This window comes from Cryobacterium sp. 10I1 (genome assembly GCF_035019805.1).
GTDB classification, from domain to species: domain Bacteria; phylum Actinomycetota; class Actinomycetes; order Actinomycetales; family Microbacteriaceae; genus Cryobacterium; species Cryobacterium glucosi.
Genome location: NZ_JASJVF010000116.1, coordinates 1 through 10,224 on the forward strand (window position 1 = coordinate 1; position 10,224 = coordinate 10,224).

Genomic DNA, 10,224 nt, shown 5'->3' on the forward strand with positions numbered 1-10,224 from the left:
ATGGACGCGGTCGTGTCCGGATCGATGGCCCAACCCGACACAGTCACGCCGTCGCTCGCGACAGTTGCCGCATCAAGCGCACCAATCGGCGCCCTGCCCAGATCAGGGATCGTCGCAACAGGCACAACGACGTCCTTGCAGTTCAACTGAGTATTGCCGCCCGCCCCAGTGTTGATCCCATACGCGCAGATCCGATGAGATCCGGGAGCGACCGCGATCTTCTCCGAATAACCATGCGCCCCACCGTAGACCGGGTAAACCGCCCCAACATCCGGACGGTCCTTGTCCGCCATGAACGCCGCACCCACCGCGTCCACGTAAATATGCACCCGGATGGACGCGGTCGTGTCCGGATCGATGGCCCAACCCGACACAGTCACGCCGTCGCTCGCGACAGTTGCCGCATCAAGTGCACCAATCGGCGCCCGGCCCAGATCCTGCACGCCCGACCCGCTATCGGGGACGACCACGTTCTGGCAGCCCAGCACGGTGGTCCCGCCGATACCGGTGTTGATCGCGTACGCACAGACGGAGTGCGGTCCCGGCGACGCCGCGAGGGTATCGCTGTAACCGTGATTCGCGCCGTATGCCGGGTATGCCGCCGCGATATCGGGGCGTGACATCCCCGCCGAGACGGCCTTACCGACCGAGTCAACGTAAAGGTGTACCGCGATCGGGTCCGTAGAATCCGGGTCCAGAGCCCACCCTGAGACGTTGACGCCGCCGGTCACGCCCTTAATCCCGTCGATTGAGCCGATCGGTGAGCCGCTCATCGCAGTGATGGATCGGCAGCCGAGTTGCACGTTCGAGCCAGGACCGACATTGATCGCGTAGATGCAGACCGTGTTCGGTCCCTCGGACGTCACCGGCACGGTCACGTCGAAGCCGTGGTTGGATCCGAGGCCCGTGTAGACGGCCGCGACGTCGTTACGTACGAGGTCCGCGCTGAAGGCGGTCCCCACGCTCCCCACGTAAACGTGCACGGCCACCGGGGCAGAGGTGTCGGGATCAATGGCCCAGCCGCTGACCCTGAAGTTACCGGGTGAGGCGGTGATGGAGTCGACGACGCCAAAGGGACTGGCGGTCACGCCGGTGGGCGAACCGAACCAGTTCGAGTAGTAGACCCAAAAGTTACGGTTGCCGTAGGACGAGCAACCGTCACCGGTACCGCCGAGGTTGGCAAGTGCCGCACTGTTGGGCTGGTAGGGCGTGTAATTGTAGAGGTCAGCCGTTGCCTGGTTCCGGATGTCCACGTCTGTCGCCCCGCAGGCGGCATTCGGGTGGTATCCGACGGAAACATTGCCGATCTGATAGTGGCGATCCGGGTAGTTGGAGTACTGCCGGAACTGCCACGCAGCCTTGTAAACTTGGTTGTAGAAGCCGTAGAAAGCCGCGTCGCACGAGCTCGTGTCCGGGCATCCGTAGCCCATGGCCTTGCGGTACGTCGAGTCGGTCGGCGACGTGTCCGTGATCAGCCCGGTCTCCTTCTCCAGAAGCACCAGCAGCACCTGGGGGTTGATCCCACAGGCCTGCGCCGTCTTGAAGATGATGCTGGCGGCCGACTCGCTCCCGGAACCGGCGTAGGCGGAGCAGTGCCCTGGTTCGACGGCGGCCCGGTCATAGGTCGCCATCGTGTAGTCCTTCAGACAGACATAACCGCTCGAGCAGGACGAAACCTGCGCATTGAGGAAGTCCTGGACCTGCCCTACCGACATGGTGCTGGTGTCGAAGAAGTTCTGGTCGGAGATGATGTAGCCCGGATCAAACTCGGATCCGGTGAGCGCTTCGGCGGCCTGTGGGGCCGCGGCGAGCGGGATCGCGACCAATGCCCCACCGACGATGGCCAGCGCGGCCACCCAGGCACGGGTTCTCAACCCAGCAGAAATTGGCACTTCGGTCCCCCTCGCAGCCGACTACTACGGGAGACGGTCCGAGTACAGGCTACGGCGCACTCGGAGTGCGTGCCGATCATCTTCGCGGAACGCACCCCCCAAACGAGGTTCGCGGTGGAGCCTTTCAGTTCGTCGGGGGTCAGGCGGTTATAAGTCCATGGGCTGTGACCCGGGCGAGGAGGCCGTGGGGAGCGACCGGCCACCAAGCGCCAGTCAAACCGCCGCCCCAACACTGGCAACCCAGGTCTGTGAGGATCTACACGTCGCTTATCATGAGCGTCATGGACCACACCCGCGAATTGAGACCTTCCAAGAGAACGGCGCCCACTGACGCTGCTGCGGCCAGTGAGAATGAACATCTTGGCCTAAATGCTCGACTTGGACTTTTCCTTACCAGCAAGGTCGGATCTATGTGGTCCGTCTATATCACTATCGTTTTCGTATTCGTCTGGATTGTCCTGGCCAGCGTCGGACCGTTACATAAGACTGACCCTTACCCGTTCCCTTTCCTACTGTTCCTGGGTAACTTGGTGCAGCTGGTACTCGTGTTCGTGATCCTCGTAGGCCAGGGTGTACTCGGCCGCAGTTCTGATCATCGTTCCGAACGCACCTTCAGAGACGCTGAAACGATTCTCAGCGAGGTCCTCACACTGCATTCCCACCTGGTGGAACAAGACCGCATCCTCAACAAGGGCGTCGATCTGGTCAAATCGAGTGCGCACCCGCGGGTGAAGGAAAGGGAGACGATAACACCGACTACGGTCGGGGAGCAATATGTGGGACTCAATGGTCGTATCGCTGCCGCAATTACAAGGGCCGTCAGCACAATGTGGGCTTTCTATTTTGCTGTGTTTTTCCAGTTCGGGTGGATCGGATTGGCCTTGACCGGAATCATCACTTTCGACCCCTACCCATTCGCGTTTCTCCTCTTTATTTCCAGCCTCCTCCAACTGGTGTTCATGTTCGTCATCATGGTCGGGCAAGATGTACTCGGCCGGGCCGGTACCCAACGCGCCGAGCAGACTTACCTTGACGCAGAAGCAGTCGTCCATGAATGCCGCAGACTTCAGCGCCACCTCACACAACAAGACAAAGCAATAGTCGCTATCTGCAACTACATCGAATCCGAAGCCCCCCAAGACCACCCCATCAGACAAACACTGCCCACCGTCACATTCTAAAAAACATACAAAGAAGAGTGAGTGGCTGTGAACCCAACGGATTTTGAATTCGCGCTTCGCCTGCTTCTAGCCACCGGGTGTGGCCTGATGATCGGTCTCGAACGTCAATTTCGCTCACGAACGGCTGGGCTGAGGACTCAGGCCCTCGTAGCGGCGGGTGCCGCAGTATTTGTGCTGTTCGGAGAGCAAGCCGGTGTTCCCCAGGCACCGCTGCAAATTGCGGCGTATGTCGTTTCGGGAGTGGGCTTTCTCGGCGGTGGGGTGATTTTGCGGCAGGGCTTTACCGTGCAGGGGCTGAACACCGCGGCAACTCTCTGGTGCTCGGCCGCCGTGGGATGTCAAGCCGCTGCCGGACATCTCATACCCGCCCTGACAACAACGGCGGTCGTGCTGGCGATACACCTGCTACTTCGTCCGCTTGGGCGGTTGGTTGATCGCGCCCCCGCTACGAAGGAAGAGTCAGTCGGCTCCTACACTCTCCTAATCCTTGTTCGCCGCAAACATGAACCGCACCTTCGAGCTCAACTCGTTCAGGCTTTGTCAGGACCGGCATTCGTCTTGCGAAGTGTTGCAAATCATTCCCCGGAAGAGTCCCTCACCGGCACCAGTCTTGTCCAACTCCAGGTTGAGCTCCTGATCGAGGGAAATGCACCTGAGTTACTGGACACACTGGTCACCCGGCTCTCTCTCGAGCAGGGTGTGAGTAGCCTCTCCTGGCACTCCAACAACCCAGAGACCGGCACGGACGACGATCGTGACGACCAACAGCCCCTGACCCGGCGCCGATTCACCCTTCGCGGCAATTAGTGGGCAGCACCATCCACATCGTCAACGAAATACACCGCACGAGGTCACCCCTCGTGAAAGCCTTTCTCGAAAGCGCGAGACGCAGTGGGCAGGACCGAAGCTAACCTCATCGCCGGCGAAACACATACGCAGGTGTCGCCCACCCCGGCCGACACCGATCTGATCTTTGTGGACTGTGCCGCTACCCGGGTGAAATAATTCGTCTTCCACGCCAATGCTGGGCTCTGTCGGATCTATTCTCCGGCGTCAACACGCCTCGCGATGAGGCGAAGCGCCTCCCACGTGCGCGTGCTCTCGGCCGCGACCATTTTCATGAACACGTCCAGAGGCAGACCGTAGTCAACGAGCAACCACTTGGCGCGCACGTCTTCTGCCAAAGCATCGATCTCTTCAGTGAGCGTCATGTCCATCTCCTCTTTCAGGGTTCAAGCGGATTGCCGCTTTACTGCGCCCAGTATAAAGACGCAGCTTGGCTGGCAGCGCGTGTCGAAGACGTGTTCATCTCGAACACCCACTGTTTTGCTCCTGAGATTCCCGGCACAGGCGGCGGGGCCCGGGACCATGCCATAGGCTCCTGGACGATTTTTAGGGCTGTGGCGTGGCATTGTGGACGGCTTGTTCGCGGTGGGTGAGGTTGCGGTCGGCGAGATCATCGAGTTCTTTGTCTGGTGCTGCTTCCACGGCTATGAGGCGATTGTCGGCTGTGGGTAGGGCGCGTAATAGCTCGTCTAGTTTTCGTTGTGTCGCGGCCTGTTGTCGAGCTTGAGTGTGCTGGATGACGAAAACCATGACGAGGGTGATAGTGGCGGTCACGGTCGTGAGGGCCGTCTCCCACCAGGCAGGAAAGCCTAGGAGAAGGCCCGAAAACAACCACAGCAGAGTGATGAACGCGGCAGTGAGACCGAAAGAAGCATGTGCAGTGATATCGCCAACTCGATGGATGAACCGGCTACTCCAGTGGCGTTCACGTCCGCCGGGCGCTTGTCGGGGCGAGTTGGATCGGGGAGGCTCTTGACCGGACATGCGATCCACACTAGCTTCGGAGCCAGCTCGCGTTGGCGTCCGGTCGCGCCGTGCAGCTTTACGACCAAGAAGATGACGTCCCGGCCGCGAGGAAGGGAAAAGAAATCATGATGAGCACGAGTGTGAAACAGGTCCCTGACAAAAAGGCGCCGAAAGCCGGGGTGCTCCGGTGGCGGGTCGATGTGGCGGGACACGATTATGCGGCGGCGAGATCGTATCTGTCGCTGAACGCGAAGCCCAAGGCGATTGACGCGCTTGTGAAACAGTTGAGGGGGACGCGGGTCGTCCATTTCAAGGCCAAGGACCTGTTGCGGGGTTGTGGGTTGCCGCTCTTGCCGCGCAGCAACCCGGATGTTGCCAAGGAATTGGACCGCATAGCCGCAGGCGTCCAGCTGTCGCCGTGTTTGATCATTCGAGGTCAGATCGGCAAGGGTCGCGTCGCGCAGATCGCCGATGGTTATCACCGGATCTGCGCGGCGAATTACGTGGACGAGGACGCCGAGGTCCCCGTGCAGATCATCAGCGCGTAGGCGTGCCGTGATCATTTCTGCGGGCCGTGACGTGGGGCATTTGGGGCTGTCGCCACGGGACCGCGGCTGGGTCCATGAATTCAATAACCGGAATCGAGAATGGACTCGACTTGGCGCTGAAATGTTCGGGACGTACTTTTTGGTTCTGGTCGCGGCTGGAGCAGGAACAGTCGATTCCCTCACCCACGGGGACGTCGGCCGCGGCGCCAGTGTCACGGCGCCAGGGTTAATGGTCGCGGCCATCATATTGTTCATGGGCGCCGTATCCGGTGCTCACCTCAACCCGCTGGTCAGTGTTGCCTTCGCCTTGCGAGGTGACTTTCCTTGGCGCCGAGTGCCGGGATATGTCCTCGCCCAGTTGGCCGGCGCGATCCTGGCATCACTAACCCTGATAGCCGTGTTTGGCCCACACGGAGGTAACGGCGAGACAGTCCCCGGTCCTGCCTTCACGGACTCGCAAGCGCTCGTCGTCGAGGCTTTGTTGACTATGGGGCTGGTGAGCACAATTCTGGGCTCCGCATCCGGGGCGCAGAACGTTGGATCCTTCTCGGCGATTGCGGTGGGCGGGTACATAATTCTGGCGGGGCTATGGGCGAGCCCAGTCAGCGGGGCTTCGATGAATCCCGCCCGGACTGTCGGCCCAGACCTCGTTCGCGGCGACTTCACCCACACCTGGGTATACCTCCTCGGACCCTCAATCGGAACGCTCCTAGCCGTGGGCTCAGCCTATTTTCTACGCGGCCCAGGTGGCGGACCCACGGGGACGAAAGCCGCCCAGGGAAGAACCGACCCCGAGCAACCCAGCCAACGACACCCCCACCCCGATAACCGATTGTGAACGCTCCGCCAAAAGACCAGCACGAAAACACACCAGATTGCGGTTGAGGAACCAGGCTAGCTGGTCATGGTGTCCCGTGTCGGTCTTCGTGACCCGGTGCAGGGCAGGTCTCGGCGCCATGGCTCAGGAAACGCGGACTGAGCATTACGATCGGCTGCTGCCTCCCGGCACCGGTACCGGTACCGGCAGGTGGAACACGATCAAACGCCGCCTCTTCGACCACATGTCAGTGGACTGGCGCGGCACTGGTCACCCACTTTCCATCGACTTCGTCGCGCCGACCACGATCCGAATCCGAAATCACCTGGCGACTTTGTCCGTCAGAGGCTGGCGCCTGGATGTGAAGATGAGGAAAAAAAGAGAGGAGAGCACTCAACACCGGGCTCCCAATCACCCATATTTGGCTCGGCACTGACGTCGCTTCAGCGGAGGTCAGTGCCCATTTCCTCTGACGTTGTCTCGCTGAAACCGTGAGGCTGCCTCACCGGGTTGCTCGTGATGTGGCCCGGTTGCCCAGTCCGCATCCAGGTGTATCGGCGCGACGATGAAGGGATCGATGTCACCTGTCCCGGGCCTATGACAGCTGAAGCCAGCCCGTAGATGGCGTCGTGCGACACGCTTCCACCCTGCGATAATTCTTGTGCCGCTGAGGGAGGATAGTCCAACGGGCATGTCACAGGAGGACCGGCCACAATTTTTGATGGTTGGTTGGTTCTTTCCAACAAGTGCCATTTACTGATGGGGCACGCGGGAAATCTGAGACCACATGAAAAATTCACTGCGCACTCGCTCCACTTTGAGGTCCGTTCGCCCTGCCACGGCAGACACCGCGTCGGCGCCGATACCCCAAGTGCGAATGATTCGGGTGAGGCGAATTTTTCATGCTCTGCCAACGAATTACTTCCTGCTGTTGGGCACGACAGTGTTCTTGGTCGTGTTCGGAATGGCCATGGTCTTGTCTTCCTCGTCGGTGGATTCATACCTGAGCGGTGGCGGATTCTTTGGCGTGCTCCTCCACCAGGGCTTCGTGGCCCTGGTCGGCATCCCGTTGATGCTCCTCGTCAGCCGGGCTCCGCTCAAATTTTGGCGACGGATCGCGTGGCCGGCCTTGATCCTCACTTGCTTCGTGCAATGCCTGGTATTCACTCCGCTGGGCGTGACCGTCGCCGGAAACACCAATTGGCTATCAGTGGGCAGTTTCCAATTCCAGCCCTCCGAAGCCATCAAGGTGGCTTTGGCCATCTGGCTCGGCACGATCCTCGCTCACAAGCAAAACCAACTCGACGACTGGCGACACGTCCTCATCCCCGTCCTCGGAGTCGGCGGGACCGCGGTCATGCTTGTCATGATCCGAGGTGACCTCGGTACGACCGTCATAATGGCCGGGATGCTCTTTGGTTCGCTCTTCTTCGCTGGCGTACGGTTGCGCATGCTGGCGATTCCCCTAGGAATTGGCGCTGTGGGCGCTATCGCCGCTGCCGCGGGAAGCGCTAATCGGTTGACGCGTATCCTCAGCTTCTTTGGAACTGGATGCGACACCACGACCGGGACGATCTCGGCTTCATGCTGGCAACCCCTGCACGGCACATGGGCGCTGGCCAATGGCGGAGTCCTCGGCGTTGGCCTTGGCAACTCCAAGGCCAAATGGTCCTGGCTACCGGCCGCCGACAACGACTACATTTTCGCCATCATCGGCGAAGAACTTGGCCTCATCGGCGCCGTCGCCGTTCTCCTCCTGTTCGTACTCCTCGCAGTCGGGTTCATCCGAATCATGAGCGCCACAACACACCTGCAAGCCAAAGTGTCCACCGCAACAGTCATGGTCTGGATCATCGGCCAGGCCCTCGTTAACATTGGTGTGGTTCTGGGGTTCATCCCCGTGCTCGGAGTTCCCCTCCCCTTCATCTCGGCCGGAGGCACAGCCTTGCTCACGACCCTCGTGGCAATCGGCGTCGTGCTCTCCTTCGCCAGGAACGGTCAAAACACAAGAGTTAGCGACAAGCTCCACACGTCCCCCGCCATACGGCCCGCTGGCTCGTAGCCCCCGCGGAGCTCGTCGTTCCATCTCAATGTCAAGATCGCCGTCGGCCTCGCGGTGGAAACACCAGTCAGGGAGAGCCTCGGGGCCACCGCGCCCAGCGGTCACGACGCCCCCATGCCGTTTAGCGTATGGATTACCTCGCGGTAGAGCTTGTACTTGCCTCTGGCGAACATAGCGCCCGTGATGTGATTCTGCTGAGCTCTCGGTCACCCTTACGAATTCGGTGAGAAGAGAGACGGAGGGAAGAGAAGGAAACACTTCGCAGCCGGTGTCGCCGAATCGCCTCTACGTAGCGCGGAACTGAGATCGTGTCAGCGGAGATCCGAGCCCATTTCCTCCGCCGCTATCTCAGTGAAATCGTAACGCTGCTCTGGATGAGACGATCCTTCACTGGGAGGAGCCACTGTTCGAAAAGACGGCACGATCTCACACGGCGCCCGGGGTGAGGGAGGCGTGAGTTTGGGGTTCGCGGCGTTGCCAGTCCTGGGGCAGGGCGGCTTCGAGGGCGTCGTCGACGGTGATGATGCCGAGGATGTGGCCGCTTTCGTCGAGGACCGGGAGGGTGAGGAGGTTGAAGTCAGCCATGCGGGTGGTGACGTCGATGATGTCATCTTGTGGTGCGGCGTGAACGGGATCAGGGTCAGCGACTTCGCGGAGGGGACGGTGCGGGTCTGTTTGGAGGGCGCGGATGATACTGATCGCACCACGGAGTGTTCCGTCGTCGGCGGTGCTGTAAATGGTGGTGAGGGCTTCCGGTTGTTGAGTTGTCGAGGTGCGAATGAGATCAAGGGCGTCCTGGATGGTCGCGTGCTCCGCCAGAGCGAGGTATTCCACACCCATGAGGCCCCCTGCCGTTGCAGTGTGGTAGCCCAGCAGGGCCAGAACTTTGGTGTGTTGGGGTTCAGGGAGCAGAGCGAGGACTTCCCGGCGTCGCGCCTGGGGGAGGTCAGTGATGGCGTCGGCCGCGTCATCTGCCCGCATCCGGGTCAGGACAGAAGCGACGTCAGCAGTACTTCGGGATTTGAGGAGATGGGTGAGGCTGTCTTCGTCGAGTTCTTCAAAGACGTCTGCTTCGAATTCCGGGTCGTTGTGGACTTGAGTGAGGAGTTCGCTTTGCTCTTTAGCGTCTGCCGTTTCGATGAGGTCTGCAATTTGGGCTGCTTTGAGACGGCGTAATTTCCCAAACGGGGCGCGAACGAGGACCGAGGGTTCGTGGCCGATGAGGGCTTCAAAGGATTTCCAGTCCCGTGCCGGGTCGGTGGAGATGGTCTTCCGGGTGGACCACCAGTGGGTTTGGTGCACGTTCAATCCTGTGACAGCCCACGTGGCGGTGTCGGAGCTGAGATAAATGTCGTGAGCACGGACGAGGGAGGCCATGTGCACGTCGATGAGGCGGTGGCCCAGGACGTCAGCGTTGAGTAGGACCTCGCCCGGGCGGCGCTGGAATGCCCGCACGTTCAAGCGGGCTGTGGTGAGCTCGACTCGATTGGGTTCCAAGGCTCTGACGTCGGCGATCGGGACGTAGATGGTTTCGGAACCCACTTTGACCACGAGCGCGGTCACGAGGGGGTAGTCATCTCCCCTGAGGCGAACAATGACGTCAGCGAGTTTGGCAAGTTGTTTTCCTTGGCTGTCGACCACGGCATGGCGCAGGAGTTGGGAAAGACGGAGAGCGGATTTAGTTGTTGTTGGAACGGGAGAGTTAGACACAGTGGCTTCTTTCACGAACAAGGCTAGGTAGAGGTGGCACGTTGTCGGGGTGGTATTGAGAATATGGTGCTCGCGGCTAGTGGCCCAGTGCGAGCTGGATGACGCGGACCACGACTAGGACCATGGCGAGGATCAGGTAGGCGCGCAGCACGCCCAATCCGATGGTCCGACCGGTGGAGAGCTCCGGGCGGGCGAGGAGGGT

Annotated in this window: 9 protein-coding genes; 5 read left to right on the forward strand and 4 right to left on the reverse strand. The window is 60.6% G+C overall.

Annotation, left to right across the window (positions count from 1 at the left end):
• Window positions 1–1,856: hypothetical protein (locus QN345_RS11155; protein ID WP_323508657.1), on the reverse strand; the 1,856-nt coding region annotated here is incomplete at its 3' end.
• A 317-nt stretch (window positions 1,857–2,173) separates the two neighbouring features.
• Here QN345_RS11155 and QN345_RS11160 point away from each other — a divergent pair.
• Both QN345_RS11160 and QN345_RS11165 read left to right on the forward strand, forming a co-directional pair.
• Window positions 2,174–3,073 carry a DUF1003 domain-containing protein gene (locus QN345_RS11160; protein WP_322136692.1) on the forward strand — a complete coding sequence of 300 codons (900 nt, stop codon included), beginning with the start codon at window positions 2,174–2,176 and terminating at the stop codon, window positions 3,071–3,073.
• 21 nt (window positions 3,074–3,094) lie between these two features.
• The gene (locus QN345_RS11165; RefSeq protein ID WP_322136693.1) at window positions 3,095–3,880 is read left to right on the forward strand and encodes an MgtC/SapB family protein; all 786 of its coding nucleotides are present in this window, start codon (window positions 3,095–3,097) and stop codon (window positions 3,878–3,880) included.
• A gap of 233 nt (window positions 3,881–4,113) precedes the next feature.
• Here the strand turns inward: QN345_RS11165 and QN345_RS11170 are convergent, their stop codons facing one another.
• Window positions 4,114–4,284, reverse strand: coding sequence for a hypothetical protein (locus tag QN345_RS11170; protein ID WP_322136694.1), 171 nt, complete (start codon window positions 4,282–4,284; stop codon window positions 4,114–4,116).
• A 181-nt stretch (window positions 4,285–4,465) separates the two neighbouring features.
• Window positions 4,466–4,903, reverse strand: coding sequence for a low affinity iron permease family protein (locus QN345_RS11175; RefSeq protein ID WP_322136695.1), 438 nt, complete (start codon window positions 4,901–4,903; stop codon window positions 4,466–4,468).
• Between the two features lie 50 nt (window positions 4,904–4,953).
• On the opposite strand from QN345_RS11175, the gene QN345_RS11180 reads away from it, so the two are divergent.
• From QN345_RS11180 to QN345_RS11185, 3 genes are all read left to right on the forward strand, one after another.
• A complete protein-coding gene (locus tag QN345_RS11180) occupies window positions 4,954–5,433 on the forward strand; it encodes a hypothetical protein (RefSeq protein WP_322136696.1) in 480 nt (159 codons plus the stop codon).
• Window positions 5,357–6,271, forward strand: a complete 915-nt coding sequence (locus QN345_RS20600) for an MIP/aquaporin family protein (RefSeq protein ID WP_369125156.1) — start codon at window positions 5,357–5,359, stop codon at window positions 6,269–6,271. Before QN345_RS11180 ends, QN345_RS20600 begins: the two co-directional genes overlap by 77 nt.
• 856 nt (window positions 6,272–7,127) lie before the next feature.
• The gene (locus QN345_RS11185) at window positions 7,128–8,312 is read left to right on the forward strand and encodes an FtsW/RodA/SpoVE family cell cycle protein (protein ID WP_327014470.1); all 1,185 of its coding nucleotides are present in this window, start codon (window positions 7,128–7,130) and stop codon (window positions 8,310–8,312) included.
• A gap of 426 nt (window positions 8,313–8,738) precedes the next feature.
• On the opposite strand, the gene QN345_RS11190 is transcribed toward QN345_RS11185, so the two are convergent.
• On the reverse strand, window positions 8,739–9,875 hold the full coding sequence (locus QN345_RS11190; protein WP_322140881.1) for a magnesium transporter MgtE N-terminal domain-containing protein: 1,137 nt from the start codon (window positions 9,873–9,875) through the stop codon (window positions 8,739–8,741).
• Window positions 9,876–10,224: the final 349 nt, after the last annotated feature.